The organism is Micromonospora sp. NPDC048040, assembly GCF_055587185.1.
On the sequence record NZ_JBVJGT010000017.1, the window covers coordinates 96,064 to 121,628 of the forward strand.

The 25,565-nt window shown below is 74.5% G+C and carries 26 protein-coding genes; 14 read left to right on the top strand and 12 right to left on the bottom strand.

Annotation, left to right across the window (positions count from 1 at the left end):
* Positions 1-4: 4 nt before the first annotated feature.
* Positions 5-748: a hypothetical protein gene (locus ACZ6O2_RS18640; protein WP_350706363.1), complete on the bottom strand. Its 744-nt coding sequence runs from the start codon at positions 746-748 to the stop codon at positions 5-7.
* A gap of 371 nt (positions 749-1,119) precedes the next feature.
* Here ACZ6O2_RS18640 and ACZ6O2_RS18645 point away from each other — a divergent pair, with 371 nt between their 5' ends.
* Together ACZ6O2_RS18645 and ACZ6O2_RS18650 are read left to right on the top strand one after the other, a co-directional pair.
* Positions 1,120-1,947: a SigB/SigF/SigG family RNA polymerase sigma factor gene (locus ACZ6O2_RS18645; protein ID WP_350706365.1), complete on the top strand. Its 828-nt coding sequence runs from the start codon at positions 1,120-1,122 to the stop codon at positions 1,945-1,947.
* 172 nt (positions 1,948-2,119) lie between these two features.
* On the top strand, positions 2,120-4,747 hold the full coding sequence (locus ACZ6O2_RS18650) for an ATP-dependent RNA helicase (protein ID WP_466023663.1): 2,628 nt from the start codon (positions 2,120-2,122) through the stop codon (positions 4,745-4,747).
* 6 nt (positions 4,748-4,753) lie between these two features.
* Here ACZ6O2_RS18650 and ACZ6O2_RS18655 read toward each other — a convergent pair whose 3' ends face one another.
* A complete protein-coding gene (locus ACZ6O2_RS18655) occupies positions 4,754-5,479 on the bottom strand; it encodes a PP2C family protein-serine/threonine phosphatase (protein ID WP_350706369.1) in 726 nt (241 codons plus the stop codon).
* Between the two features lie 175 nt (positions 5,480-5,654).
* Here ACZ6O2_RS18655 and ACZ6O2_RS18660 point away from each other — a divergent pair, with 175 nt between their 5' ends.
* Both ACZ6O2_RS18660 and ACZ6O2_RS18665 read left to right on the top strand, forming a co-directional pair.
* Entirely contained in the window at positions 5,655-6,614 is a 960-nt protein-coding gene (locus tag ACZ6O2_RS18660; protein ID WP_466023664.1) for a hypothetical protein, read from the top strand.
* Positions 6,615-6,839: 225 nt separating this feature from the next.
* Positions 6,840-7,370: a GNAT family N-acetyltransferase gene (locus tag ACZ6O2_RS18665; protein WP_466023665.1), complete on the top strand. Its 531-nt coding sequence runs from the start codon at positions 6,840-6,842 to the stop codon at positions 7,368-7,370.
* Between the two features lie 12 nt (positions 7,371-7,382).
* Here the strand turns inward: ACZ6O2_RS18665 and ACZ6O2_RS18670 are convergent, their stop codons facing one another.
* The 5 genes from ACZ6O2_RS18670 to ACZ6O2_RS18690 all read right to left on the bottom strand — a co-directional run bounded on the left by ACZ6O2_RS18670 (position 7,383) and on the right by ACZ6O2_RS18690 (position 11,961).
* Positions 7,383-7,640 (bottom strand): UBP-type zinc finger domain-containing protein, encoded by a 258-nt coding sequence (locus ACZ6O2_RS18670; protein WP_350706375.1) that lies wholly within the window; start codon positions 7,638-7,640, stop codon positions 7,383-7,385.
* On the bottom strand, positions 7,637-9,211 hold the full coding sequence (locus ACZ6O2_RS18675; RefSeq protein WP_466023666.1) for a Na+/H+ antiporter: 1,575 nt from the start codon (positions 9,209-9,211) through the stop codon (positions 7,637-7,639). The genes ACZ6O2_RS18670 and ACZ6O2_RS18675 overlap by 4 nt, the downstream gene beginning before the upstream one ends.
* A 27-nt stretch (positions 9,212-9,238) precedes the next feature.
* Positions 9,239-10,204, bottom strand: coding sequence for a TIGR03885 family FMN-dependent LLM class oxidoreductase (locus ACZ6O2_RS18680; protein ID WP_466023667.1), 966 nt, complete (start codon positions 10,202-10,204; stop codon positions 9,239-9,241).
* Between the two features lie 68 nt (positions 10,205-10,272).
* Positions 10,273-11,685, bottom strand: a complete 1,413-nt coding sequence (locus ACZ6O2_RS18685; RefSeq protein WP_466023668.1) for an NADP-dependent succinic semialdehyde dehydrogenase — start codon at positions 11,683-11,685, stop codon at positions 10,273-10,275.
* 12 nt (positions 11,686-11,697) lie between these two features.
* A complete protein-coding gene (locus ACZ6O2_RS18690) occupies positions 11,698-11,961 on the bottom strand; it encodes a DUF6343 family protein (protein ID WP_350682876.1) in 264 nt (87 codons plus the stop codon).
* 159 nt (positions 11,962-12,120) lie between these two features.
* Between ACZ6O2_RS18690 and ACZ6O2_RS18695 the strand changes: the two genes are divergently transcribed.
* A complete protein-coding gene (locus ACZ6O2_RS18695) occupies positions 12,121-12,732 on the top strand; it encodes an antibiotic biosynthesis monooxygenase (RefSeq protein ID WP_466023669.1) in 612 nt (203 codons plus the stop codon).
* Between the two features lie 156 nt (positions 12,733-12,888).
* Positions 12,889-13,740 carry a GDSL-type esterase/lipase family protein gene (locus tag ACZ6O2_RS18700; protein WP_466023670.1) on the top strand — a complete coding sequence of 284 codons (852 nt, stop codon included), beginning with the start codon at positions 12,889-12,891 and terminating at the stop codon, positions 13,738-13,740.
* Between the two features lie 96 nt (positions 13,741-13,836).
* Here the strand turns inward: ACZ6O2_RS18700 and ACZ6O2_RS18705 are convergent, their stop codons facing one another.
* The 3 genes from ACZ6O2_RS18705 to ACZ6O2_RS18715 form a co-directional block, all read right to left on the bottom strand.
* On the bottom strand, positions 13,837-14,604 hold the full coding sequence (locus tag ACZ6O2_RS18705; protein ID WP_350706386.1) for an EcsC family protein: 768 nt from the start codon (positions 14,602-14,604) through the stop codon (positions 13,837-13,839).
* 34 nt (positions 14,605-14,638) lie between these two features.
* On the bottom strand, positions 14,639-14,782 hold the full coding sequence (locus ACZ6O2_RS18710) for a hypothetical protein (RefSeq protein WP_350706387.1): 144 nt from the start codon (positions 14,780-14,782) through the stop codon (positions 14,639-14,641).
* 103 nt (positions 14,783-14,885) lie between these two features.
* Positions 14,886-15,731, bottom strand: a complete 846-nt coding sequence (locus ACZ6O2_RS18715) for a peptidase M23 (RefSeq protein WP_466023671.1) — start codon at positions 15,729-15,731, stop codon at positions 14,886-14,888.
* Between the two features lie 421 nt (positions 15,732-16,152).
* Here ACZ6O2_RS18715 and ACZ6O2_RS18720 point away from each other — a divergent pair, with 421 nt between their 5' ends.
* The 3 genes from ACZ6O2_RS18720 to ACZ6O2_RS18730 all read left to right on the top strand — a co-directional run bounded on the left by ACZ6O2_RS18720 (position 16,153) and on the right by ACZ6O2_RS18730 (position 18,282).
* Positions 16,153-17,073 carry a proteasome assembly chaperone family protein gene (locus ACZ6O2_RS18720; RefSeq protein WP_350706391.1) on the top strand — a complete coding sequence of 307 codons (921 nt, stop codon included), beginning with the start codon at positions 16,153-16,155 and terminating at the stop codon, positions 17,071-17,073.
* A 68-nt stretch (positions 17,074-17,141) separates the two neighbouring features.
* The gene (locus tag ACZ6O2_RS18725) at positions 17,142-17,939 is read left to right on the top strand and encodes an exodeoxyribonuclease III (RefSeq protein WP_363704723.1); all 798 of its coding nucleotides are present in this window, start codon (positions 17,142-17,144) and stop codon (positions 17,937-17,939) included.
* A gap of 28 nt (positions 17,940-17,967) precedes the next feature.
* Positions 17,968-18,282, top strand: a complete 315-nt coding sequence (locus ACZ6O2_RS18730) for an antibiotic biosynthesis monooxygenase family protein (RefSeq protein WP_350706394.1) — start codon at positions 17,968-17,970, stop codon at positions 18,280-18,282.
* A gap of 16 nt (positions 18,283-18,298) precedes the next feature.
* On the opposite strand, the gene ACZ6O2_RS18735 is transcribed toward ACZ6O2_RS18730, so the two are convergent.
* Entirely contained in the window at positions 18,299-18,976 is a 678-nt protein-coding gene (locus tag ACZ6O2_RS18735) for a class F sortase (RefSeq protein ID WP_350706396.1), read from the bottom strand.
* 8 nt (positions 18,977-18,984) lie between these two features.
* On the bottom strand, positions 18,985-19,605 hold the full coding sequence (locus tag ACZ6O2_RS18740) for a hypothetical protein (protein WP_466023679.1): 621 nt from the start codon (positions 19,603-19,605) through the stop codon (positions 18,985-18,987).
* Between the two features lie 225 nt (positions 19,606-19,830).
* Here ACZ6O2_RS18740 and trmB point away from each other — a divergent pair, with 225 nt between their 5' ends.
* From trmB to ACZ6O2_RS18765, 5 genes are all read left to right on the top strand, one after another.
* On the top strand, positions 19,831-20,460 hold the full coding sequence (gene trmB, locus ACZ6O2_RS18745) for a tRNA (guanosine(46)-N7)-methyltransferase TrmB (protein ID WP_466023680.1): 630 nt from the start codon (positions 19,831-19,833) through the stop codon (positions 20,458-20,460).
* 109 nt (positions 20,461-20,569) lie between these two features.
* Positions 20,570-23,074, top strand: coding sequence for a DEAD/DEAH box helicase (locus tag ACZ6O2_RS18750; protein WP_466023672.1), 2,505 nt, complete (start codon positions 20,570-20,572; stop codon positions 23,072-23,074).
* A 96-nt stretch (positions 23,075-23,170) separates the two neighbouring features.
* Entirely contained in the window at positions 23,171-23,773 is a 603-nt protein-coding gene (locus tag ACZ6O2_RS18755) for a hypothetical protein (RefSeq protein ID WP_466023673.1), read from the top strand.
* 200 nt (positions 23,774-23,973) lie between these two features.
* Entirely contained in the window at positions 23,974-24,618 is a 645-nt protein-coding gene (locus tag ACZ6O2_RS18760) for a hypothetical protein (protein WP_363704713.1), read from the top strand.
* Between the two features lie 395 nt (positions 24,619-25,013).
* A complete protein-coding gene (locus tag ACZ6O2_RS18765; RefSeq protein ID WP_466023674.1) occupies positions 25,014-25,457 on the top strand; it encodes a DoxX family protein in 444 nt (147 codons plus the stop codon).
* Positions 25,458-25,565 lie beyond the last annotated feature (108 nt).

The window sequence follows — 25,565 nt, forward strand, 5'->3', positions numbered from 1 at the left end:
GGGGCTAGGCCGGCACGGAGACCGCGGCGGCCCGGGCGCGTACGGGCCCGGCGACCCGGGACGTGCCGTCGGTCTCCGGGGTGTAGACGGTCAGGCCGCCGGGGTAGGCGAACGAGGCGCGCGGGGAGTAGAAGCCGAAGCCGATCGTGAGCGGATTCTCCGGACGTAGCGCATAGAGCGGGTGCCCCGGGTCCAGGAACTCCACCGAGTCGATCACGAACGGGTCGACCGGTTCGGCGACGAACGGGTACACGGCGCTGAGCAGCTCCCCGTCCCGGCCGGTGAAGTACCGGTGGTGGCCGCTGCTGATCGTCTGCCCCGTCTCACCGACCTGGCAGCGCGCGCGGATCAGCGGGGTGCCGCCGATCGCCGTCTCGGCGACCAGGGTTTCGCCCCGGCACTCGATGCTCGTGCGGCCGGCGACGGCGGGCGCGCCGCGCGCGGTGGCGTAGTCGCGGACCCGTTCGCTGGAGGTCACGTAGTGCGTCCACCAGCCGCCGAGGCTGGCCCCGCCGGGGGCGTCGACGCCGGCCAGGCACACCCCGAGGTAGGTCAGCGAGTGGGCACCGAAGCCGGAGGTCTGGCTCTCGTCGTCGACGACGTACTGGTTGATGAAGACCTGCCGGTCCGGGCACGGGGTCAGCCCCGGGGGCACCAGCGCCGCGACCGCCTGCGGGTCCGCCGGCAGCCAGCTGAAGAACAGCGTGCGGCTGTTCACGACGAGCTGGGGAGCGACGGGGTCGAGCACGGCACCTCCGGAAGGATGTAACCGCACGCTACGGCCGGTCCCGTCCATAGGACAACGACGGAAAGCCGACATTGGCGGCCGGTCATCCGCGCCCGCGGGGCCGCCCGGCCGACCGGCATGGCCCGCCAGATGTCGATGCGTCGATGTCCGGCCCACGCCGGCTGACCGTACGCATCGCGTAAGCCGACTCACAATCCGATGGGATTTTGCCCTTTTAGGGCCTTTGATAGGGAAAATCACCTAAGTACATCGTACTTTCGGCTAGATTTCGTCAGACCGATCGGGCTAAGGTGACTTCCGAACGGACATCTGAAGCTAAACCAAAGCGTCACGTCTTTCTATCCGCGGACGAGGTGCAGGGAGGACCACCCATGACCGCGCCAACGATCAGCGAGCAGGCGACCACAGCGGCCCCGGGCACCACCGAGAAGCTCGACCCGCGGGCGCTCACCGACAGCGCCGCCGACCTGCTCAACGCGATGGCCGCGCTGCCGGCCAACCACCCGTCCCGCGCCGCCCTGCGCGACAGGGCGATCGAGGCCTGGCTGCCGCTCGCCAACCACCTCGCCCACCGCTACAGCGGTCGCGGCGAGCCCACCGACGACCTGGCCCAGACCGCCGCCGTCGGCCTCATCAAGGCGATCGACAAGTTCGACCCGTCGCGGGGCGTCGACTTCGCGGGCTACGCCATCCCGACCATCATCGGCGAACTCAAGCGGCACTTCCGCGACCGCACCTGGGACATCCGGGTGCCGCGCCGCCTCCAGGAGCTGCGGCTGGCCATCTCCGACGCCAACAGCTCGCTGCTGCAGACCCTCGGCCGCTCGCCGACGGTCGCCGACATCGCCGCCCACCTCAAGCTCACCGAGGAAGAGGTCCTGGAGGGCCTGGAGGGCGCGCGGGCCTACAACGCGGTCTCGCTCTCCACGCCCACCGGCGACGGTGACCGCGCGACGGAGCTGGGCGACATGCTCGGCGGCGAGGACGGCGAGTTCGAGCTGGCCGAGCTGCGGGTCGCCCTCGGCCCGGCGCTGGCCACCCTCGACGAGCGGGAGCAGAAGATCCTCACGCTGCGGTTCTACGGCAACCTGACGCAGTCGCAGATCGCCGAGCAGGTCGGCGTCTCGCAGATGCACGTCTCCCGGCTGCTGGCCCGCGCGCTGACCAAGCTGCGGGGGCAGCTCGACGGCACGTACTAGGAAATGGTGGGCGAGGGCCGGGCCGGCGGGTCCGGCCCTCGCCGCGTCCGACCCGTGGCACCGGCCGGCGACCGGCGCGGGCCGGTGCCTGGCGTTCCCGGCGCCGGCCTTCGCCGCCGGCATCCACGGGTACGCCCCGACCGGGCCGCGGCCGGCGGTGCGAGACTGGGCCGTGCTTTCGGACGTGCCCCTCGACCTGCCCGTACGGCCGGTGCTGCCGGAACTGGTCGCGGCGCTGCGCGCGGCCGGCGCCGGGGTGCTGGTGGCCCCGCCGGGCACCGGCAAGACCACCCTGGCCCCGCTGGCGGTGGCCGACGAGGTGGCGGGCCGGGTGCTGGTCGCCCAGCCGCGCCGGGTGGCCGCCCGGGCGGCGGCACGCCGGATGGCCGCGCTGCTCGGTGAGCCCGTCGGCGAGCGGGTCGGGTACGCCGTGCGCGGCGAGCGGCGGTCCGGCGCGCGCACCCGGGTCGAGGTGGTCACCACCGGCCTGCTGGTCCGCCGCCTGCACCGTGACCCCGAGCTGGCCGGGGTGGGCGCGGTGCTGCTCGACGAGTGCCACGAGCGGCACCTCGACGCCGACCTGGCGCTCGCCTTCACGGTGGAGGCCCGGGCCGCGCTCCGCCCCGACCTGTGGCTGCTGGCGATGTCGGCGACCCCCGAGGCGGACCGGTTCGCCGCGCTGCTCGGCGGAGCGGGCGGTGCCGCGCCGGTCGTCCGGGCCTCCTCGGCCCTGCACCCGGTGACGCGGATCTGGGCGCCGCCGCCCCGGCCGGTGGCCGCGCCCGGTGCCGGCCCGGTCGACCGGGGCCTGCTCGACCACGTCGCGGCGACGGTGCGCCGGGCGCTGCGCGAGCACGACGGGGACGTGCTGGTCTTCCTGCCCGGGGCCGGCGAGATCGCCGCCGTCGCGGCCCGGCTGGCCGACCTGCGCGACACGGTCGCCGTGCTCCCGCTGCACGGCCGGCAGCGCGCCGCCGACCAGGACGCGGCGCTGCGGCCGGCCGACCGGCGGCGGGTGGTGCTGGCGACCTCGGTGGCGGAGAGCAGCCTGACGGTGCCGGGGGTCCGGGTGGTGGTGGACGCCGGGCTGTCCCGGGTGGCCCGGATGGACCTGGCCCGAGGCCTGGGGGCGCTGGTCACCGTGCCGGTGTCCCGGGCGGCGGCGACCCAGCGGGCCGGCCGGGCCGGCCGGGAGGCGCCCGGGCACGTCTACCGCTGCTGGTCGGCGGCCACACACGAACGGCTGGCCGCGCAACCGGAGCCGGAGATCGCCACCGCCGACCTGACCGGGTTCGCCCTGGAACTCGCCGCTTGGGGCTCGCCCGACGGCGCCGGGCTGGCCCTGCCGGACCCGCCCCCGGCCGCGGGGATGACGGTGGCCCGGGACGCCCTCACCACCCTCGGCGCGGTCGACGCGCAGGGCCGGATCACCGACCGGGGCCGCTCGATCGCCGCCGTCGGGGCGCATCCCCGGCTGGCCCGGGCGCTGCTGGACGGGGCCGCCCGGGTGGGCGCGGACCGGGCGGCCGAGGTCGTGGCGCTGCTCGCGGAGGACACCGTCGCCGGGCCGGGCGACGACCTGACCGCCGCGTGGCGCCGGCTGCGCGCGGGCGCGGACCCGGGCGCCACGGCCCGCTGGCGGGCGGAGGTACGCCGCCTGCGCGCCGCCCTGCCCCCGGCCCCCTCGGGACCGGCGCCGGCGGCCGGCACCGGCCGGGCGCGGCCGGCCGACGACTCCGACCCGGCGACGGGCGGAAGCACCGGCCGGGCGCGGCCGGCCGACGACCTCGGCCCGACCGGGAACCCCGGCCAGGACCACCTGACCGACGACCTCGCCGCCGGGCTGCTGGTCGGGCTGGCCCACCCCGAGCGGCTGTCCCGGGCGCGGCGGCCGGGCGGCTCGGCGTACCTGATGAGCGGCGGGACCGCGGCGGAGCTGGCGCCCGGGTCGGGGCTGGCGGGCGCCGGGTGGCTGGCGGTGGCGGTGGCGGACCGCTCCCCCGGCGCGCCGGCCGCCCGGGTGCGGCTGGCGACCCCGCTCGACGAGGCGACCGCCCGGGAGGCGGGCGGGCCGCTGCTGCGCGCCGAGCGGGAGGTCGGCTGGTCCGGCGAGGACGTGGTGGCGCGTGAGGTGGTGCGGCTGGGCGCCATCGAGCTGGCCGAGCGGCCGGTCCGGCCCGGGGCGGAGGAGGTGGCGGCGGCCCTGCTGACGGGCCTGCGCCGCACCGGTCTCGGACTGCTGACCTGGACCCCGGCGGCGCGGGCGCTGCGCGGGCGGCTGGCGTTCTGCCGGCACGCGCTCGGCGGCGACTGGCCCGACGTGGGCGACGAGGCGCTGCTCGCCGACGCGCCGGCCTGGCTCGGCCCGGAGCTGGCCGCCGCCCGCCGCCGGGCCGACCTGGCCCGGGTCGACGTGGCGGGCGCGCTGCGCCGATTGCTGCCGTGGGCGCTGGCGGCCCGGCTCGACGAGGTGGCGCCGGAGCGGATCACCGTGCCGAGCGGTTCCCGGATCCGGCTCGACTACGCCGACCCGGCGGCGCCGGTCCTCGCGGTGAAGCTCCAGGAGACGTTCGGCTGGCGGGACGCGCCGCGGATCGCCGACGGCCGGGTGCCCGTGCTGCTGCACCTGCTCTCGCCGGCGGGGCGGCCGGTGGCGGTCACCGCCGACCTGGCGTCGTTCTGGCGCACCGGCTATCCGCAGGTGCGGGCGGAGCTGCGCGGCCGTTACCCGCGCCACCCGTGGCCGGAGGACCCGACCACGGCCCAGCCCACCCGGCACGCCACCCCGCGCCGCCGCTGAGCCGGGCTACTCCTCCACCACGTCGGCGATGACCACCGTGACGTTGTCCGGCCCGCCGGCGCGCAGCGCCAGGTCGATCAGCCTGCGGGCGCACTCCGCGCGGTCCGGGTGCTCGGCGAGCACCTCGGCGAGCGTGTCCGGGCGGACCACGTTGGACAGGCCGTCGCTGCACAGCAACCAGCGGTCGCCGGGCCAGGGCACCATCGTCGCGTACGCCGGGGAGACCTCGTCGCCCTGCAGGGCCTGGGTGACCACGGCCCGGCGGGGGTGGCTGCTGGCCTGGTCGGGGGTGATCACCCCCTGGTCGACGAGCATCTGCACGAACGTGTCGTCCCGGGTGATCTGCTTGAGCACCCCTTCCCGGAACAGGTAGGCACGGGAGTCGCCGACGTGGGCGAGGGCCAGGCAGCTGCCCGTCCGGGCGAAGAGCAGGGCGGTCAGGGTGGTGCCCATGCCCTGCCGCTCCGGGTCCTCGGCGACCGCCTGGCGGATCCGCGCGGTGGCCAGCTCGATGCCGCTCTGCAGCGCGGCCACCAGCGCGTCCTCCGGGGTCTCCACGTCCAGCGGAGCGACCGCCTCGATGGCGATCGCGCTGGCCAGGTCGCCGGCCGCCATCCCGCCCATGCCGTCGGCGACGGCGACGAGCCAGGGGCCGGCGTGCAGGGCGTCCTGGTTCCCACTGCGGATCAGCCCACGGTCGCTCGTTCCCACGGAACGCAGCTTCAGGGTCATGGGTGGCAGCCTGCCAGGCCGAGGGCGCAGTTGTCTCTAGGAGATCAGCACCTCGGCGCGTCGCGCGGCGAATCTCACTGTCGCGCGCCGCCGCACCGACGGAAGGCCACCACGTACCGGACGCCGTCGCAGATATCGGTGGACCGGGCCCGGGGCGTACGAGATGGTGGCCGGCATGGACGACGCGGAGCGGCGGGTGTGGGGGCGGCTGCCGGACGGTGCCCGCGCCGCGCTGGCCCGCCTGGCCCCGGCGGACCTGCGCACGCTGCTGCTGGCGGTGGCCCGGGACCGGGCCGCTGCGGCACGCCCGGCGGACCTGGTCCGCCGCTGGCGGACGGACCGGTTCACCCGGCCGGCGGCGGTCGACCCGCGGGTGCTGTCCGGGGTCGAGGCCCGCCTGTGGGACCTGCTGCCCGCCGACGTCACGGGCGTCGACCTCTCCCCCGTCGCGCCGCTCGGGACCTGCGCCGCGGTCGCGCCGGTGAGCCAGAACCGGATCGTCACCACCCTGCGGCTCACCGAGGTGCTGAGCGATCCCACCAACGCCCTCGCGATCGAGGCCGCGGTGCGCCGCCGGGAACAGCCCGCCGACGGCACGGTGCACCTGGCCGCCTGCCACCGGGTGCTGCGGGCGCAGGACTTCGGGCCCGGATTCTCGGCGCACTTCCGGCTCTTCGCGCTGGTCTCGAGCGCCCGTGACAGCGGGTCGGGCAGCACCCAGGCGCGGCTGCTCACGCTGCACCTGGCGTACTGGCGGACAGTGCTCGCCACCCTGGTGCCGCAGGCGTCGGCGCGGCTACGCCTGACGGTCCTCGACAGCCCTGTCGTCGGCGAGCGGATCGCGGACACCGTCCGGCCGGGGCTCGGCCCGTCCACCGTGCCGCTGGTGGACGAGCCGGAGCGCCGGCGCGGCCGGGGCTACTACGTGGACGCCGCGCTGCGGATCACCGCGGGCGACGGCGGGAACGAGGTCGAGCTCGGCGACGGCGGCTTCACGGACTGGACCGCCCAGCTTGCCGGCGACCGCAAGGAACGCTGCCTGGTCTCCTGCCTGGCCACCGAGCGGCTCGCCGCGCTGGCCGGCGGCCCCGGAGCCCCGGCCGGGGCCGACGCCCCCGACGCCCGGCGGCCCTGACGCCCCTGAGCGGAGCGCCGGGGCCGGGGCAGGTGACACGGGACTGTCGAGCTGCCCGCGCAGATGGGCAGGGGTGGGCACGGTTGGTCCCATGGGTGGGGCAGCTCGACAGCGTTCGCCGAGCGGCTGCGGGGGGGCGATCGTCGCGGAATGGCGCAACCGGCTGCCACTCGACGCACGACCGCGGCAGCAATCGACGCACACCGCTGTAGCACGATGCCCACCATGACCGAGCGGAGCATCACCCTGCGTCCCGGCGGCCCCGCCGACGCGCCCGCCGTGCTGCGGCTGCTCGACGACGCGACCGCCTGGCTGGTGGCGCGGGGGCGCACCGGCCAGTGGGGCACCGAGCCGGCGTCGACCGATCCGCGGCGGATCGCGCAGGCCGACGCCTGGTCGGCGGGCGGCGGGCTGTGGCTGGCGATGCTCGGTGACCGGCCGGTCGGGGCGTTGGTGGTGGGCGCGGCGACGGACTACGTGCCGCCGGCCACCGAGCCCGAGTTGTACGTCAACCTGCTGGTCACCGACAGGGCGCACAGCGGTTCGGGGATCGGTGGCCGCCTTCTCGCCCATGCCGCGGAGCTGGCCCGGGGGCACGGGCTCAGCCTGCTCCGGGTCGACTGCTACGCGGGCGGGGACGGCGCGCTGGTCCGCTGGTACGAGCGGCAGGGCTTCACCCCCACCGAACCGTTCACGGTCGAGCGACCGGGCCGCGACCCGTGGCCCGGGCAGGTCCTCGCCCGCCGCCTGCCCTGACCCCGGGCGGGCTCAGCCGATCTCCTCGTCCACGAAGCACCAGCGCCAGGTCTCCCCCGGTTGGATCGACCGCATGACCGGGTGCGCGGTGGCGGCGAAGTGCGCCGAGGCGTGCTGGTACGGCGAGGAGTCGCAGCACCCGACGTGCCCGCAGGTGAGGCAGGACCGCAGGTGCACCCAGTACTCGTTGCCGATGGCCACGCACTCCGGGCAGACGTCGGTGCTCTCCGGCACGGCGGCGCCCGCTTCGGTCAGGTGCTGACAACTCACTCCACGACCTCCCGCCGCAGCAACGACTCCTCCAGGTCCAGCTCCCGGTAGGCGCGCACCAGCACCTCCTCGGGGATGCGGCCGGAGTCCCGGGCGTCCCGGAACACCTCCCGCTCTGCGTCGATCATCTCCTGCCGCAGCCGACCGTACGCCTGGGACGGCGTCTCCCGCGCGGTGCCGCCGAGGCGCTCCCAGGCCAGGTTGGTGCGCTCGTCCAGCGCCCGACGCAGCCGCTCCACCACGGGCGCGGGGGCGGTGTCGGCGAGCGCGTCGAGGCGCTCCCGTGCCGCGCGGCTGGCCTGCTGCTGCACGCCCGCGGCCGAGAGCGCGTCCTGCACCGGGTCGTCGGGCGGCAGCCGCATCCGGCGAGCCACCAGCGGCAGGGTGGCGCCCTGGCCGACCAGGGTCACCACGATCACCGCGAAGGCCAGCCAGATGAACAGCGCGCGCGGGTAGGACCGGCCGTCGGCGAGGGTGAGCGGCAGGGCGAGGGCGGCGGCCAGGGTGACCACGCCGCGCATGCCGGCCCATCCGAGCACGATCGGATAGCGCGGCGACGGCGGGGACTCCCGGCGACGGATCCTGGGCACCAGCCGGGCCAGGTAGGTGGCCGGGAAGAGCCAGACGAACCGGGTCAGGAAGACGGCGAGCAGCACCGCCGCGGTGATCGCGACCAGGAATCCGGCCGGCTCGTCGAGTTCCCGGAGCACCTCCGGCAGTTGGAGGCCGACCAGCAGGAAGACCAGGCCCTCCAGCAGGAACCGGGTCAACCGCCAGAACGCACCGACCTGGAGTCGGGACGCGGCCGACATCAGCCGGGGCAGCCGGTGCCCGAGCGCCAGTCCCGTGACCACCACCGCGACCACCGCGGAGGCGTGGATCTCCTCGGCGGCGAAGGCGACCGCGAACGGGATGATCAGCGACAGCGCGTTGTCCAGCAGCGGGTCGGTGATGTGCCGGTGCAGGAAGCCGAAGACGACCGCGCCGAGCACGCCGACCACGATGCCGCCACCGGTGGCCGTGACGACCTCCACGGCCACCTCCGTGACGCCGACGGCGGCACCGATGCTGGCCAGGGTGGCGACCCGCAGCAGCACCAGCGCCGTCGCGTCGTTGAGCAGGCTCTCCCCCTCCAGGATCGTCACGACCCGTCGGGGCAGCCCGATGCGGCGGGCCACCGCGGTGGCGGCGACCGCGTCGGGCGGTGCCACCACCGCGCCGAGGGCCAGGCAGACCGCGAACGGCACCGCCGGCAGCATCAGGTGTACGACGAGGCCGACCGCGAACGCGGTGAACAGCACCAGCCCGACGGCGAGCAGCAGGATCGGCCGCAGGTTGAGCCGGAACGCCGGCACCGAGGTCTCGAGTGCGGCGACGTAGAGCAGGGGCGGCAGGATGCCCACGAGCACCAGTTCGGGGTCGAGGCGCACCTGCGGGAAGCCCGGCACGAAGGCGAGGGCGAGGCCGAGCACCACGAGCAGGATCGGCGCGAGCAGCCCGAGCTTCCGGGCCAGCGCCGCACCCAGCGTCGCGATCGCGAGGAAGACGACGACGTCGAACAGAGCTTCCATGAGTTACGAGCCTATGGCCCGCTCGGCTCACCCGACGCCGCGCAGCTTCGGCAGCACCTCCGCCCCGAACGTGTCGACGAAGGCCCGCTGCTCCTGCCCGACGTGGTGCAGGGCGATCTGGTCGAAGCCGAGGTCCAGGTACTCCTCCAGCCAGCCGACGTGCCGGCCCAGGTCGGCGGAGACGTTGACGACCTCGCGGACCCGCTGCATCGGCACCTGCTCCGACACCACGTCGAAGTGCTCGGCCGTGTCCAGGTCCCAGCAGACCGGCGGCGCGAAGACGTTGCTGCGCCACTGGTCGTACGCGAGCCGCTCGGCCTCGGCCTGCTCCCGCGCCCAACTCAGGTGCACCTGCAGGTGCAGCGGCCCGCGCCCGCCGGCACCCCGGTACGCCTCGATCATCTGCCGCAGGTGCGCGGCCGGCGCGTTCACGGTGATCAGCCCGTCCGCCCACTCGGCGCACCAGCGGGCGGTGGCCACGCTGACCGCCGCGCCGATCAGCGCCGGCGGCTGCTCCGGCCGGGTCCACAGCTTCGCCCGGTCGACCCGGACCAGGCCGTCGTGGCTGACCTCCTCGCCGGCCAGCAGCGCGCGGATCACGTCCACGCACTCCCGCAGCCGCGCGTTGCGGACGTCCTTGCGCGGCCAGCCGTCGCCGGTGATGTGCTCGTTGCTCGCCTCGCCGGTGCCCAACGCCGCCCAGAACCGGCCCGGGTACATCGCCGCGAGGGTGCCGATCGCCTGCGCGACGATCGCCGGGTGGTAGCGCTGGCCGGGCGCGTTGACCACGCCGAAGGGCAGGTTGGTGGCCTGGAGGGCCGCGCCGAGCCAGGACCAGGCGAAGCCGGACTGGCCCTGCCGCCCGCTCCAGGGCGAGAAGTGGTCCGAGGACATGGCGGCGTCGAAGCCGGCCCGCTCGGCGTGGACCACCGCGTCCAGCAGGGCGCGGGGATGGATCTGCTCGTGGGACGCGTGGAAGCCGAACACCGTCATGGCGTCACTCCGTACCCGTGACGGTGTCCGGCTAAAGCTGCCCCCCGCCCGGCCGCGCCCGGGCGCTGCTACTCGGCGTGCGCGCCCGCGCCGGCCGTGGCGGCCCCCTCGCCCACCCAGACGGTCTTGGTGTTGCAGAACTCGCGCATGCCCAGCGCGGAGAGCTCCCGGCCGTACCCGGAGTTCTTCACCCCGCCGAAGGGCAGTTCCGGGTAGGACGTGGTCATCCCGTTGACGAACACGTTGCCGGCGTCCAGGTCGGTGGCGAAGCGCTCCTGCTCTTCGGGGTCGCGGGTCCAGGCGTTCGACCCGAGCCCGAAGGAGGTGCCGTTGGCCACCTCGATCGCCTCGTCGTACGACGACACGCGGTAGAGGCCGGCGACGGGCCCGAAGACCTCCTCGGACCACATCCGCATCTCCGGCCTCAGGTCGGTCACCACCGTCGGCGGGTAGAACCAGCCGGGGCCGGCGGGCGGCTCGCCGCCGCAGAGCACCGTGGCGCCCCTGTCGACCGCGTCCCGCACCTGGGCGTGGATCTCGTCGCGCCCGCCCTCGCTGGCCAGCGGGCCGACGTCGGTGTCGGGGTCCATCGGGTCGCCGACCCGCAGGGCCGACATGTGCGCGGCGAACTTCTCGGCGAAGGCGTCGAACACGTCGGCGTGCACGATGAACCGCTTGGCGGCGATGCAGGACTGGCCGTTGTTCTGGCAGCGGGCGGTGGTCGCCACCTCGGCGGCCCGGTCGAGGTCCGCCGAGGGCATCACCACGAACGGGTCGCTTCCGCCCAGCTCCAGCACCGTCTTCTTCAGCTCCCGGCCGGCGATCTGGGCGATCGAGCGGCCGGCGCCCTCGCTGCCGGTCAGCGTCGCCGCGCGTACGCGGGGGTCGCTGAGCACCCGGTCGACCTCGGCCGAGCCGACCAGCAGCGTGGTGAACGCCCCCTCCGGGAAGCCGGCGCGACGGAAGAGGTCCTCCAGCAGCAGCGCGGTCTGCGGCACGTTGGAGGCGTGTTTGAGCAGGCCGGTGTTGCCGGCCATCAGCGCCGGCGCGGCGAAGCGCATCACCTGCCAGAGCGGGAAGTTCCAGGGCATCACCGCGAGCACCGGCCCGATCGGCTGGTAGCGGACGAACGCCCGGGTGGCCTTGACCGCCGTCGCGTCGGCGGGCTCGTCGGCGAGGAACTCGGCGGCCTTCGCCGCGTAGAAGCGGCAGGCGGTGGCGCACTTGGTGACCTCGGCCTTGGCCGCCGCGTACGTCTTGCCCATCTCGGTGGTCATGAGCCGGGCGGTCTCGTCGCGTTCGGCCTCCAGCAGGTCGGCCGCCGCGGTCAGCCACCGCTCGCGCTGCGCGATCGTGGTGCCCCGCAGCTGGCGGTACGCCAGGTCGGCGCGCTCGATGGCGGCGTCGATCTGTTCGGCCGGCATCGGGTCGTAGCTCTTGAGCACCTGTCCCGTGGCGGGGTTGGTGGTCGCGATGGGCATCTCGTACTCCTGTCACTCGAAGAGTGAGTGGCGGGCGCCCGGCTCCTCCCGGCGGCGGGCGGCACGGCGGCGCTGGATGATGATCAGGTCGACCACGGCGACCACCGCGAAGACCACGCAGAGGACCCCCAGCCACACCAGGTCGGCACGGAACGCCAGCACCGCGAACACGGCCATGGTGACCAGCCCGAACCCGGCGAGCAGGAGCCGCATGTTCAGCGCGCTGTAGGCGTGGCCGACCGTGCCACGGGCGCGCCGGGGCTGCGATCTCGTCATTGCACGGACCTACCCCCGATCGGCCGGCTTAACCCGCTTTGCGGCCACCCCGGCCCCCCGCCGCGGGCCGCGTGGGCCGCGTCACGCCGCCGGTAAGGTGCGTTACACCCGGGCGCCATGAGCCGCCGGATCCCGCCGTGGCCGGGGAGGATGGTCGGCATGACCATGACCCACGCCCTGCCGGTGACCGTCGCCGTCGCGCGGCGCACCGATCCCGCCCGGACCAGCGAGATGGTGGCCTGGATGCGGGCCGGCACGGCGCTGGCCGAGGCGTTCCCGGGTTTCCTCGGGTCCGGCTGGGTACGCAGCGCGCCCGGCTCCGGCGAGTGGCACATCATCTACCGCTTCGCGGACCACGAGACGCTGCGCCGGTGGGAGGAGTCGCCGCAGCGGCACTGGTGGCTCTCCTCGGCGCAGGGCATCGTGGAGCACACCCGGGTGGAGCGGCGCACCGGGATCGAGGGCTGGTTCGACCCGCCGCGGGAGCACGTCGTCGAGACGGTGCCGGTCAGCGCCGATCCCACCGTGCCGCCGCCGTCCCCGCCGCGCTGGAAGCAGGCCGTGACGATCTGGCTGGCCTTCTTCCCGCTCAGCCTCACCGCGACGCTGCTGACCAGCCAGTTCCTCCCCGACGTGCCGCTGGCCGCCCGGGTGCTGCTGATGACCCTCACGCTGACCCCGCTAATGACCTACCTGGTGCTGCCCCGGATCACGGCGTCCCTGCACTGGTGGCTGCACGGGCAGCGCCCGCCGTGGCGCTCGGCCCGCTGACGCCCCGTCGCCCGCCGCGCAGGCGGGCTGCCAGTAGCAGGTCGAGGCGCGGCGGAACAGGGCTGTGCCGCATAGCCGACAGCAGCGGGTGACCGCACCCCGACCCGCGCGTACAGTTACCGCGCTGTTGCTCTCCGCTGCGGGACTGGGGAAGAGATGCCTCGACGCTGGGTCGCCGCCGTCGCCTGCCTGCTGGCACTGGTCGCCCTCGCCTGCGAGGGCGGCGGGGACCCCGGCTCCCGCCCGCCACGCGAGACGCCGTCGCCGGGCGCGTCCGGCGGCATCGCGGCGCTCGGCGACTCGATCAGCACCGGCTTCGGCTCCTGCCTGGTGCTGACCTCGTGCCAGCGCAACTCGTGGTCCACCGGGGACGGGCTGCGCGTGGACAGCCTCTACCGCCGGCTGCTCGACCGCACCCCCGCCATCCGCGGCCGGGCCTACAACCACGCCCGCCCGGGAGCGCGCGCGGCGTCACTGGAGGGACAGGCCCAGCAGGCGGTACGCGACCGCGTCGACCACGTGACCGTGCTGATCGGGGCCAACGACGTGTGCCGGGGCGGCATCGAGGCGATGACGCCCGTGACGCGGTTCCGCGCGGAGGTGGACCGGGGCCTGCGGGTGCTGCGGCAGGGCCGGCCGAAGGCGCGGGTGCTGGTGGTGAGCATCCCGGACCTGTACCGGCTCTGGGAGGTCGGGCACACCGACGCCCGGGCGGTCCGCGCCTGGAAGCGGGGCGTCTGCCCGGCACTGCTGGCCGACCCGGCCTCGACGGACCCGCTGGACCGGGCCCGCCGGGCGGCCGTCCGGGAGCGGATCGACGACTACAACGCCCAGCTCGCCGCCGCCTGCAAGGCGTACGGCTCACGCTGCCGCTACGACGGCGGGGCGGTGCACCGGGTGCGGTTCGACCTGGACCTCGTCAACCCGCTGGACTGGTTCCACCCCAACGCCGCCGGCCAGGACCGCCTGGCCGACGTGGCCTGGCGCGCCTCGGGCCTCGCCTCCTGACCGGCCCCGGGCTGGCCAGGAGGCCGGCACGGACCAGTCGTCGCCGGCACGGACCGGCCCGGGAAGCCGGCACGGGCGGAGAGCCGGCCCGAGGGATCAGGGTCGGCGGGGTCCGGGGACGGCGAGGGCACCGTAGTGGCGGTAGAGGGCACGGGAACGGACGGCCAGGTCCTTGGTGGCCGACGAGTTCGCCCAGGTGCCGAGGATGATCGCCGCCCCGGGCACCACCTTGGCGAAGAGCCGCTTCGCCGCGCGCACCCCGGCCATCTGGGCCAGGCGTACGCCCAGGCGCAGCATCACCCTGCCGAGCGGGTTCTGCCCGCCGCTGCCGAACAGGGCACCGGCGCGCTCCCGCCCGGCGGCCACCCCGAGCGCGAGCCGGGCGCTCTCGGCCACCTTGTGCACCTTCTGCAGCACGAGCAGGTCGGTGGCCCGGTCGGGGTGCAGCGGGTCGACGCCGTACGCGGCGGCGACGTGCAGCACCATCCGGGCCTGGGTCCAGGCCAGCACGCCCACGTCGATCACGGCACCGGGCAGCCCGGCCGCCCCGGAGACGGCGCCGGAGAGCCGGGCGTGGTTGACGAACTTGCGTACGGCCTGCTCCGCCAGGGCCTCGACGGAGGCCCCGGGCTGCTCGGCCCGGGCCCGCGCGGCCCACTGCGCCGCCTCCGGCCCCAGCCGGCGCACGGCCTCCAGGGCGAGGTGCTCCGGGGCGTACTGCGGATCCTCCCGCATCCGGTCCCAGAGCTTGAGCGGCGGCGCCTCCGGGACCTCCTGCGGAGGCGCCGGCACCACCGCCGGCGGCTGGGGCGCTCCCGCGGCGGGCTGGGTGGGCTGGCCGTCGGCGGGCGCGGAATCGGTCACTGGTTCTCCCGGGGGTCGGAGAGGTCGTCGGGGGTCAGCGGCGGTTCTGGAGCTTGGCGGCGAGGCCCTTCAGCTTCTGCTGGGTGCCGGGCTTGGCCAGCTCGCGCCGGCCACGGTCGATCAGTTGCTGGCCCTTCGGCGAGCGCAGAAAGGTGCTGATCCGCTGCATCAGAGACATGTCGTCCTCCTGTCGGTGGCGCCTCTTCCATGTGTACCCCGGAGCGACAACATCCGTACCCCGGACACCCGAACCGCAACCGTCCACTGTGGTCGGCGGAAGACTACTGGCCGGCCTCCAGGATCGCCTCGACGACCTCCGCGGCCCGCCACTCGTGCTTGGCGTAGTGCTCCGGGTAGGCCGAGATCTGCACCGCCTGGGCGGCGTCGGTCAGCCGCATCTGCTGCCAGCCGGGCACCTGCGCCAGCGCGGCGAGGAACTGCCGGGTGGCGAACTCCGGATCCATCAGCTGCCCCACCTCGCCCCACCCGCTGCTGGAGCGCTGCTGGAACAGCCCGACCGAGTCGTGGTCCCAACCGATGCCCTGGTGGGGGTAGTTCTGGGACTCGGGAAGCACCCCGCTGGCGATGTTGTAGAGGTTGCTCTCCTGCATCGCGGTGGCGACCGCGATGACGAACGCGCGCCGGGGCATGTCCATCTTCCGCCCCGTCCGCACGATCACCTCGGCGTTCTCCATCTGGGCGTTGTCGAGTCCGGCCACGGGGGCGGGGTCGACGGGCTTGCGCTTGGTCTTCTTCGGGGCGGGGGTGGCGGTGTCCGGGTCGGCGGCGGCGGTGGGGCTGGCGGGGGTGGAGGCGGGGGCGCGTTCCAGGCTGCGGGAGGCAGCGTCCGGCTCGGCGCGCTCCGCGAGCGCGGAGGGGGCGGCGACGGGGGCCGGGTCGGCGGCGGAGTCGTCCCGGGCGCCCTGGGCGACGGCGGTCAGGCCGAGGCAGCACAGCACGCCGGCGGCGAGGGCGACCCGGGCCCGGGCCGGCGCGGGCAGCAGCATCCGGGCGTACGCCCCGACGGAGCGGAGGCCAGCAGGCCGATCGCGCGAGGGGGTATCGTCCGAACGGTCGATCGGGTCACCAGGGGTGATCTGGTTGTCGAGGGTGCGGTCGTCACGCATCAGCCGAGGCTAGGCAGACCCAAACTCCGATCACCCCGGGTGATCTCGTGGCATTTTTCACGAAAGCGCCCCCACCCGCAGGACGCCCCGAGCGTTCCGGGGCGACCGGGAACGCATCTCGCGTACCGGGCATACCTCGCGGCGGCGCCCGGGCGCCCCCTGGCCGCACGGAAGGGGGACGAAGCGCCGACCCCGAGTGCATGATCCCCGAGGTCACCCTTTCGGCCGATAGGCTGGTCCACCTCACGGCCATCGCTGGGCGTCCGACGGTGGAGTTGCGGGGATACGCCCTGATTGCTGATCACGCGGTGGCCCCCCGGGAGCCGCCGGCAGGAATGCATGAGGATGGCGGGTACGTTCCCCGAACGGGTGCCGTCCCCGCGCGGCGACCCGTACGCACGACCCAGGGAGGTCCGCACCGGTGCTCGACCCACACGAGCTCTACGAACTCATCGACGAGCTGCCCGACCTCGGTCAGCCCGTCCTGATCCAGGCCCTCACCGGGTTCGTCGACGCCGGCAGCGCCACCCGACTGGCCAGGGAGCAGCTGCTCACCTCGCTGGACGCCCGCCCGATCGCCCGGTTCGACGTCGACCAGCTCTTCGACTACCGCTCGCGCCGGCCGGTGATGACCTTCGTCGAGGACCACTGGGAGTCGTACGACGCCCCGGCGTTGGAGCTGCACGTGCTGCGCGACGACGACGAGACGCCCTTCCTGCTGCTCACCGGCCCGGAGCCGGACCTGCAGTGGGAGCGCTTCGTGGCCGCCGTCGGCGCGCTCACCGCGCGGCTGGACGTCCGGCTCACCGTGGGGCTCAACGCGATCCCGATGGCCGTGCCGCACACCCGCCCCGCCGGGGTGACCGCACATGCCACCCGGCGCGAGCTGATCGCCGGCTACGAGCCGTGGTTGCAGCGGGTGCAGGTGCCGGGCAGCGTCGGGCACCTGCTGGAGTTCCGCCTCGGCGAGCTGGGCCGCGACGCCCTGGGCTTCGCCGCCCACGTGCCGCACTACGTGGCGCAGACCGAGTACCCGGCCGCCGCCGAGGTGCTGCTCGCCTCCGTGTCCCGCAGCACCGGGTTGCTGCTGCCCCGCGACGGGCTGCGCTCGGCCGCCGAGGTGGTCCGGCTGGAGATCGACCGGCAGGTCGCGCAGACCGACGAGGCCGCCCAGCTGGTGCAGGCCCTCGAGGAGCAGTACGACGCGTTCGCGCGCGGCCGGGGCGAGCGGAGCCTGCTCGCCAAGGAGACGGGGCCGCTGCCGACCGCCGACGAGCTGGGCGCAGAGCTGGAGCGGTTCCTGGCCGAGCAGACCCGCCCGGGCGACACCCCGACCACCTGACGGGCCGCCGGCGCGACACCCCGGGAGCTGACGCGGCGGCGCGGGCACGGATGGGGCAGGCTGGACCCATGCGCCTGGCGACCTGGAACGTGAACTCGGTGAAGGCCCGCCTGCCCCGGCTGCTGGAGTGGCTGGCCGGCACCGGGCCGGACGTCGTCTGCCTACAGGAGACGAAGTGCCCGGACGGGGCCTTCCCGGTGGCCGAGGTCGGCGAACTGGGCTACCACGTGGCCAGCCACAGCGACGGCCGGTGGAACGGGGTGGCGATCCTGTCCCGGGTCGGCCTGGCCGACGTGGTGGTGGGGTTCCCGGGCGAGCCGGGGTTCCCCGAGCCGGAGGCCCGGGCCATCTCCGCGACCTGCGACGGGGTGCGGGTCTGGTCGGTGTACGTGCCGAACGGCCGCACGCCGGACGACCCGCACTACGCGTACAAGTTGTCCTGGTTCGCGGCGCTGCGGGACGCCCTGGAGACGGAGTTGGCGAGCGGGGTGCCGCTGGCCGTCTGCGGTGACTTCAACGTCGCCCCGACCGACGCCGACGTCTGGGACCCGGCGGTGTTCACCCACTCCACGCACGTCACCCCGGCCGAGCGGGCTGCCCTCGCGGCGCTGCGCGACCTCGGGCTCTCCGACGTGGTGCCCACCCCGATGAAGGGCCCTCACCCGTTCACCTACTGGGACTACCGGGCGGGGATGTTCCACCAGAACAAGGGCATGCGGATCGACCTCGTGTACGCCTCGGCGCCGTTCACGCGGGCGGTCCGCTCGGCGTACGTGGACCGGGAGGCCCGCAAGGGCAAGGGCCCGTCCGACCATGCCCCGATCGTGGTGGACGCCGACCTGGTTCCGGCGGTCGAGTCGTTCTGAGCCCCGACGGCGTGACTAGGGTGGAGCCATGGCAGTCGTGAAGATCAACGCGATCGACGTCCCTCCCGGCGCGGGCGAGGAACTGGAGAAGCGGTTCGCCGCCCGGGCCGGCGCCGTGGAGAACTCCCCCGGGTTCCTCGGCTTCGAGCTGCTCCGCCCGGTCGCCGGGGAGAACCGCTACTTCGTCTACACGAGGTGGGAGAGCGAGGAGGCCTACCAGGCGTGGGCCGCCGGCCCCTCCCGCGCCGCCCACGCCGGCACGGGCGAACGGCGCCCCCCGGTCGCCTCGGGCGCCAACCTCCTGGAGTTCGAGGTCGTCCAGCAGGTCCCGCCCCGCCCCTGACCCCGTCCCCGGTGGGTCAGGCGGGGCGGGAGGAGATCAGGGTGGCGAAGGCGATGATGTTGTCGGCGTAGCCCGTCCGGCCGCCGAGCCAGTCGCCGCCGCAGGTGATGAGGCGCAGACCCGGCGGGCCCTCGTCGCCGTAGACCCGCTCCGCCGGCAGCCGCTCCTTCGGGAAGTGCTCCACCGAGTCGACCCGGAACACCACGACCGAGCGGTCCGCCCGGGTCACCTCGACCGTGTCGCCCGGCCGCAGCCTGTGCAGGTCGTAGAAGACCGACGGGCCGCTCTTGGTGTCCACGTGCCCCACGATGACCGCCGGGCCCGGCTCGCCGGGGGTCGGGCCCCGGTCGTACCAGCCGGTCTCGTCGGCCCGGTCCAGCGGCGGGACGGCGATCGAGCCGTCCCGGGCCTCGCCCACGGGCGCCACCGGCGCGGCCAACTCGATCGAGGGGATCGACAGGCGTACGGGCCGGCTGGCCGACAGGGCGCCGCTCTCGCTGCGGGCCGGACGCGACTCCCCCGCGCCGGCGGCCCAGTCGAACGGCCCGGCCGTCCGCCCCAACCCCGCCCCGGTGGCGAAGACCCCGACCAGCACCAGCACCACGGCCAGCGGCACCGACCAGGGGCGGCGTCCGGGCGGCGGACGCCGGCGGGCCGCTGCGGCGGGCGGCTGGGGGGCGGGCGAGGTGGCCATGAGCGGGCTCACCGTCGGGCGGCGTCCCGCGCGGCGCGCGGGCGGCGCGCCGCGACCACCGCGAGGACGATGCCGGCCACGGTCAGCGCGAGACCACCGGGAAGCAGCAGCCCGCCGGTGAACCCGCCGTCGCCTCCGCCGAAGCCCGTCGCCGGGCCGCGACTGGGCTTCACCGCCTTGACCACCTGGAGCATGGTCGAGGCGGTCTCCCCGTCGGGGCACTCCAGCTTGACCCGGTAGTTGCCGGGCCGGGTGCGCTCGCGCACCATCGGCGCGGCGGTCAGCAGCCCGCGCTGCGGCTGCACCTGCACCCGGCCGAAGGCGTCCGAGACCACGATCGCGGGGATCGAGTTGTCCCGGCAACTGGCCCGGATGCCGACGAGGAAGCCCGGCTGCACGGTGCTCGGGCTGACCTCGACGAAGACGGTGGGCTCCGGCGGCTTCGGCTGCGGCGGGCCCCCCGGCGCGGGCTCCGCCCGCAATCCGGCAACGGGGAGGCCGACGGCGACGGGGAGGCCGGTGGCAGCGGGGAGGCCGGTGGTCGGCGGGGCGGCCCCGGCCGGCCAGGCCGCGAGCAGCGGGCCGGCGAGCGCGGTCGCGATCGCCAGCGCCAGACCGCCGCGGTGCACTGACACGACGCCACCTCCCGGCGCGTTGAGGCAGTGCCGGGCAACACCAGGAGCCCGGTCTGCCGTACGGGATGGATCCTCTCATCCCCGGGCGAACATCACATGCGATCCGGCGCGGTCGTCGCGTACGCTCGGGTCGTTGTGACCTTCATCGACTCTCCCGCCGCCGCGCCCGCGCCGCCCGCCGCCCGGACGATCCGCACCTTCCATCCGCGCCGCGGCCGGATGAGCAGCCGCCAGACGGAGGCGTTGGACCGGCTCTGGCCGGTCCACGGCCTGCTCGTCCCGGACGAGCCCGGCACGCCGGTGGACCTGGCCGGCCTGTTCGGCCGTCGGGCCCCGGTGGTGGTGGAGATCGGGTCCGGGATGGGCGACACCACCGCCGCGATGGCCGCCGCCGACCCGGATCGAGACTATCTGGCGGTCGAGGTGCACACGCCCGGAATCGCCAACCTGCTGGACCTGGTGGACCGGCACGGCCTGCGCAACGTGCGGGTGGCGCAGGGCGACGCGCTGGACCTGGTGGCGGGCCTGCCGGCGGCGTCGCTGGACGCGGTGCACGTCTTCTTCCCGGACCCGTGGCCCAAGTCGCGGCACCACAAGCGGCGGATCATCCAGCCGGCCCACGTCGCGCTGCTGCGCTCCCGGCTGGTGCCCGGCGGCACCCTGCACTGCGCCACCGACTGGGCCGAGTACGCCGAGGCGATGCGGGAGACGCTGGACGCCGACCCGGGGCTGGTCAACGCGCACGACGGCTTCGCCCCCCGCCCGCCGCACCGCCCGGTCACCAAGTTCGAGCGCCGAGCCCTGACGGCCGGCCGCCCGGTCTTCGACCTGATCTACCGGCGGGCGTGACAAAGGCCCCGGTCACCGTATTCCATCGTGCAGGGTCTTCTTCCCCACGCCCGACGGCCCGGGGCCGGTTGGCGCGCGGGGGCATGATCCAGGCACCATGGGACCCGCTATGACGCTCACCGCCGCGCTGCCGACCAGCGCCGACCCCGACACCCTCTTCGACGCGTTCGCCGGCTGGGCGAAGGAGCGCGGTCTCGACCTCTACCCCCACCAGGAGGAGGCGGTCATCGAGATCGTCTCCGGCGCCAACGTGATCATGAATACGCCGACCGGCTCCGGCAAGAGCCTGGTGGCGATCGCGGCGCACTTCGCGGCCCTGGCCGACGACCGGACCACCTTCTACACCGCCCCGATCAAGGCCCTGGTGTCGGAGAAGTTCTTCGCCCTCTGCGAGGTCTTCGGCGCCGACAACGTCGGCATGCTGACCGGCGACGCCAGCGTCAACGCCGACGCCCCGATCATCTGCTGCACGGCCGAGATCCTGGCCAACCTGGCGCTGCGCGAGGGCGACCGGGCCGACGTCGGCCAGGTGATCATGGACGAGTTCCACTTCTACGCCGAGCCGGACCGCGGCTGGGCGTGGCAGGTGCCGCTGATCGAGCTGCCGCAGGCCCAGTTCGTCCTCATGTCGGCCACGCTCGGCGACACCACCCGCTTCGTCGACGACCTGACCCGGCGCACCGGCCGGCCCACCGCCGTCGTCCGCTCGGCCGAGCGGCCGGTCCCGCTCCTCTTCTCGTACGCGATGACGCCGCTGCACGAGACCCTGGAGGAGTTGCTGGAGACGAAGCAGGCGCCGGTCTACGTCGTGCACTTCACCCAGGCCGCTGCCCTGGAACGCGCCCAGGCCCTGATGAGCGTGAACGTCTGCACCCGGGCCGAGAAGGACATGATCGCCCAGGCGATCGGGAACTTCCGGTTCACCTCCGGCTTCGGCAAGACCCTGTCCCGGCTGGTCCGGCACGGCATCGGCGTGCACCACGCCGGCATGCTGCCCAAGTACCGCCGGCTGGTGGAGACCCTCGCCCAGGCCGGCCTGCTCAAGGTCATCTGCGGCACGGACACCCTCGGCGTCGGGATCAACGTGCCGATCCGCACCGTGCTGTTCACCGGCCTGTCCAAGTACGACGGCGTGCGCACCCGGCTGCTCAAGGCCCGCGAGTTCCACCAGATCGCCGGGCGGGCCGGTCGGGCCGGCTTCGACACCATCGGCCGGGTGGTGGTGCAGGCCCCGGAGCACGTCATCGACAACGAGAAGGCCCTGGCCAAGGCCGGCGACGACCCGAAGAAGCGGCGCAAGGTGGTGCGCAAGAAGCCGCCGGAGGGGTCGATCGGCTGGGGCAAGCCCACCTTCGAGCGCCTGGTCGAGGCCGAGCCCGAGCCGCTGACGTCCAGCTTCCAGGTCAGCCACTCGATGCTGCTCAACGTGATCGGCCGCCCCGGCGACGCGTTCGCGGCGATGCGGCACCTGCTCACCGACAACCACGAGGACCGGGCCGCCCAGCGCCGGCACATCCGGCGCGCCATCGCCATCTACCGGGCGCTGCGCGCCGGCGGGGTGGTCGAGCAGCTCGACGAGCCGGACGAGACCGGCCGGCGGGTCCGTCTCACCGTCGACCTCCAGCTCGACTTCGCCCTCAACCAGCCGCTGTCACCGCTGGCCCTCGCGGCGATCGAGCTGCTCGACGTCGAGTCCCCCTCGTACGCCCTCGACGTCCTCTCGGTGATCGAGTCGATCCTCGACGACCCGCGCCAGGTGCTCTCCGCGCAGCAGTTCAAGGCCCGCGGCGAGGCGGTCGCCGCGATGAAGGCCGAGGGGATCGAGTACGAGGCCCGGCTCGAACTGCTCGACGAGGTGACCTGGCCCAAGCCCCTCGCGGAGCTGCTGGAGTCGGCGTACGAGATGTACCGGCAGGGCCACCCGTGGGTGGCCGACCACCAGCTCTCCCCCAAGTCCGTGGTGCGGGACATGTACGAGCGGGCGATGACCTTCACGGAGTACGTCCAGTTCTACGGGCTGTCCCGCTCCGAGGGCCTCGTGCTGCGCTACCTCGCGGACGCGTACAAGACGCTGCGGCAGACCGTGCCCGAGGACGCGAAGACCGAGGAGCTGGTCGACCTCATCGAGTGGCTCGGCGAGCTGGTCCGCCAGGTCGACTCCAGCCTGATCGACGAGTGGGAGCGGCTGCGCAACCCCACCGACGCCGCCGAGGCGGCCGAGGCGCTGGACGACCGCGTCCCGGCGGTCACCCGCAACGCCCGCGCCTTCCGGGTGCTGGTGCGCAACGCCCTGTTCCGCCGGGTCGAGCTGGCCGCGCTGCGCCGCTGGCACGACCTCGGCGAACTGGACGCCGCGTCGGGCTGGGACGCCGACGCCTGGGCCGACGCGCTGGAGCCGTACTTCGAGGCGTACGACTCGATCGGGGTGGGGCCGGACGCGCGCGGGCCGGCACTGCTCATGATCGAGCAGGGCCGGGAGAAGTGGACGGTCCGGCAGATCCTGGACGACCCGGAGGGCGACCACGACTGGGGCATCAGCGCCGAGGTCGACCTCGCCGCCTCCGACGAGGCGGGCGCCGCGGTGGTCCGGATCACCTCGGTGGGGCAGCTCTAGATTGGTACAGGCTCGTTCAGAAGATGAGCGGGAGTGCGTCGCTGCTCTCGCGAGACCAAGCATCGTCGCGCCGCCGAGGGCTGGAACAATCCGTCCGTGAGAATCGATGACCTCGTCCGGCGGCAGCACGAGCTCCAGTCCGAGGCAGCCGACCTGCGGGCGGACCTCGCACTCGATGACGTCCTGGCTCGGCATGGCCGCGTCACGGGAGTCGGTAGCGCCGCGCTGGGCCTGATGGTGTGGCGTGATCTGGACCTGACGGTAGTCTGTTCAACCCTGGACACGGAAGGGGTGGCCCAGACGGCTGCTCTGCTGGCTCTCCATGGACAGACGCGTGAGGTGTGCTTCCGGAACGACACCGGCGACTGGAACACCAATCCCCGGTATCCCGACGGTCTGTACCTGGGTTTGCGGTGCCGTAGCCGTGCCGGCCAGCGATGGAAGATCGACATCTGGTTCGTAGACGAGCCCGACCGCCAACCCGATCTTGCCCATGTGAGGGACCTCCCCACGAGGCTTACCGAGGAGACTCGTGCCGCGATTCTGCTGGTGAAGGATGCCTGGGCCGGGCGACCGGAGTACGGAAAAGGCATATCCAGCTGGGACATTTACGCCGCCGTGCTTGACGACGGCGTGCGCACCCCTGCCGACTTCGAGGAATGGACTCGCAGGCGACACATCGCGCCAACCTCGGAATAGCCCCTCGATCACCTCGACCTGTCGGCAGAGGTGCGACAGTCGCTGGCAGCGCCCGTATCTGCCGCAGTGAGCGACTGGCCGGGCCAACTCCCCAAGGCCATGGCGCGGGTGCCGGCACCGCCCCTTTCACCCCTGGGCGATGTCACACCGGTCGATTAGAATGTATGTACTAATCGAGTTCCTGACCTGGGAGGACGCCCGTGACCACGCCCGCCTCCGCCCCGCCCACCCCCTACGCCACCCTGCTCGGCTTCACCCGCTACGTCGACCGCACCGGCCCCACCAAGGCCACCTTCGTCGGGGGCCTGCGCAAGCAGCGGGTCAGCCGCTCCGGCTTCAACCCGCACGGCCAGTTCGTCAAGGCGCTCAAGGCCGACATCGCCTTCCACACCGGCGGCACCCACCTCGACCAGGTGGCCGACGTGGTCAAGCCCCGCTGGCGCCCCCTCTACGAGGCCCTCGTCCCCGGCGCGCGGGCCTGGCTGCACTCCCTCGGCGAGCCGAGGGCCGTCGACCTCGCCCAGACCCGCGACGCGCTCGCCATGCTCGGCGACCTGCCCGTCAAGATCAACCCCCAGTTCGGCGTACGCCACGCCGACGGTCGCGTCGAGGCCGTCCGCCTGCATTTCGACGAGGCCCCGCCCAGCCCGGAGGCGGTGCTCGCCACCCTGCACCTGATGGCCCGGCACATGGACGCGGTGCTCCCGCACGCCGAGCCGGTCCTCGTGGACGTCCGCCGGGGCGAGGCCCACCGCATGCCCGCCGACGCCCGGCCCGAGCAGATCGAGCGTTGGCTGGCCGGCGAGGCGGCCGCCTTCCAGGCGATCTGGGCCACGGCCGCCTGACCCCACCCACCACCCGCCCCCTGGGCCTACCCGGAGCCCGACGCGCGCCACCTTCCCGGAGCCGGCCGACACCGCGCCCCGGGAGGTGGCGCGTCGCCGTTGCGGCGGCCCACCGCGCCCCGGCGACCACCCGGAGTCCACGCCCTTCGGGCGTAATTCGCCCAGGTCGGGGCAGAACGGCGGCGCGGCGACAATCACTTTCCCCGCCGATGGTTGAGCCTTCAACCATCTCCGGGTACGGTGGTCCCCGGCGGCATCCGACAGGACCGGCGGACCGAGATCCGGGCCGCGAGGCGTTCCGCCCGCCGGTCGCGTCGCGCCCGGCCGTCCGCGACACGGCGCGCGTCGACCCCGACCGGCCGTTCGGCAGTCCATCCAGCATGAGGAGCAGAACCATGACCCTGCCCACCACCGTCCGTGACGTCGCGATGCTGCTCGCCCGGATCGGCGTCGGCATCGTCTTCTTCGCCCACGGCTGGCAGAAGCTGGTCACCAACGGCGTCGACGGGACCGCCGCCTTCTTCGACCAGGCCGGCGTACCCCTGCCGACCGTGTCCGCGTGGTTCGCCACGGGCGTCGAACTGCTCGGTGGCGCGGCGCTGATCCTCGGCGCGGTCGTCCCGATCGCCGGCGTCCTGCTCGCGCTGGACATGCTCGGCGCGTACATCTTCGTGCACGCCGGCAACGGCCTGTTCGTGGACAAGGGCGGCTACGAGCTCCTCCTCGTCCTCGGCGCGGCGAGCCTGCTGCTGGCGGCGGTCGGAGCCGGCCGGCTCAGCGTCGACCACCTGCTGACCGGCCGCCGGGCCGCCGAACCGGCCCCCGCCGGCCGGGCCTGACCCGTACAACGCAGTGGGGGGGGGGGGGGGGGGGGGGGGGGGGGGGGGGGGGGGGGGGGGGGGGGGGGGGGGGGGGGGGGGGGGGGGGGGGGGGGGGGGGGGGGGGGG

Coding starts and splice junctions, on each gene's coding strand:
- ACZ6O2_RS18700 (WP_466023670.1), top strand. CDS start 12,889: ATGCCTCGACGCTGGGTCGCCGCCGTCGCCTGCCTGCTGGCACTGGTC.
- ACZ6O2_RS18685 (WP_466023668.1), bottom strand. CDS start 11,685: ATGCCCATCGCGACCACCAACCCCGCCACGGGACAGGTGCTCAAGAGC.
- trmB (WP_466023680.1), top strand. CDS start 19,831: ATGAGCAGCCGCCAGACGGAGGCGTTGGACCGGCTCTGGCCGGTCCAC.
- ACZ6O2_RS18730 (WP_350706394.1), top strand. CDS start 17,968: ATGGCAGTCGTGAAGATCAACGCGATCGACGTCCCTCCCGGCGCGGGC.
- ACZ6O2_RS18765 (WP_466023674.1), top strand. CDS start 25,014: ATGACCCTGCCCACCACCGTCCGTGACGTCGCGATGCTGCTCGCCCGG.
- ACZ6O2_RS18695 (WP_466023669.1), top strand. CDS start 12,121: ATGACCATGACCCACGCCCTGCCGGTGACCGTCGCCGTCGCGCGGCGC.
- ACZ6O2_RS18715 (WP_466023671.1), bottom strand. CDS start 15,731: ATGCGTGACGACCGCACCCTCGACAACCAGATCACCCCTGGTGACCCG.
- ACZ6O2_RS18680 (WP_466023667.1), bottom strand. CDS start 10,204: ATGACGGTGTTCGGCTTCCACGCGTCCCACGAGCAGATCCATCCCCGC.
- ACZ6O2_RS18710 (WP_350706387.1), bottom strand. CDS start 14,782: ATGTCTCTGATGCAGCGGATCAGCACCTTTCTGCGCTCGCCGAAGGGC.
- ACZ6O2_RS18735 (WP_350706396.1), bottom strand. CDS start 18,976: ATGGCCACCTCGCCCGCCCCCCAGCCGCCCGCCGCAGCGGCCCGCCGG.
- ACZ6O2_RS18690 (WP_350682876.1), bottom strand. CDS start 11,961: ATGACGAGATCGCAGCCCCGGCGCGCCCGTGGCACGGTCGGCCACGCC.
- ACZ6O2_RS18750 (WP_466023672.1), top strand. CDS start 20,570: ATGACGCTCACCGCCGCGCTGCCGACCAGCGCCGACCCCGACACCCTC.
- ACZ6O2_RS18725 (WP_363704723.1), top strand. CDS start 17,142: ATGCGCCTGGCGACCTGGAACGTGAACTCGGTGAAGGCCCGCCTGCCC.
- ACZ6O2_RS18655 (WP_350706369.1), bottom strand. CDS start 5,479: ATGACCCTGAAGCTGCGTTCCGTGGGAACGAGCGACCGTGGGCTGATC.
- ACZ6O2_RS18675 (WP_466023666.1), bottom strand. CDS start 9,211: ATGGAAGCTCTGTTCGACGTCGTCGTCTTCCTCGCGATCGCGACGCTG.
- ACZ6O2_RS18665 (WP_466023665.1), top strand. CDS start 6,840: ATGACCGAGCGGAGCATCACCCTGCGTCCCGGCGGCCCCGCCGACGCG.
- ACZ6O2_RS18660 (WP_466023664.1), top strand. CDS start 5,655: ATGGACGACGCGGAGCGGCGGGTGTGGGGGCGGCTGCCGGACGGTGCC.
- ACZ6O2_RS18645 (WP_350706365.1), top strand. CDS start 1,120: ATGACCGCGCCAACGATCAGCGAGCAGGCGACCACAGCGGCCCCGGGC.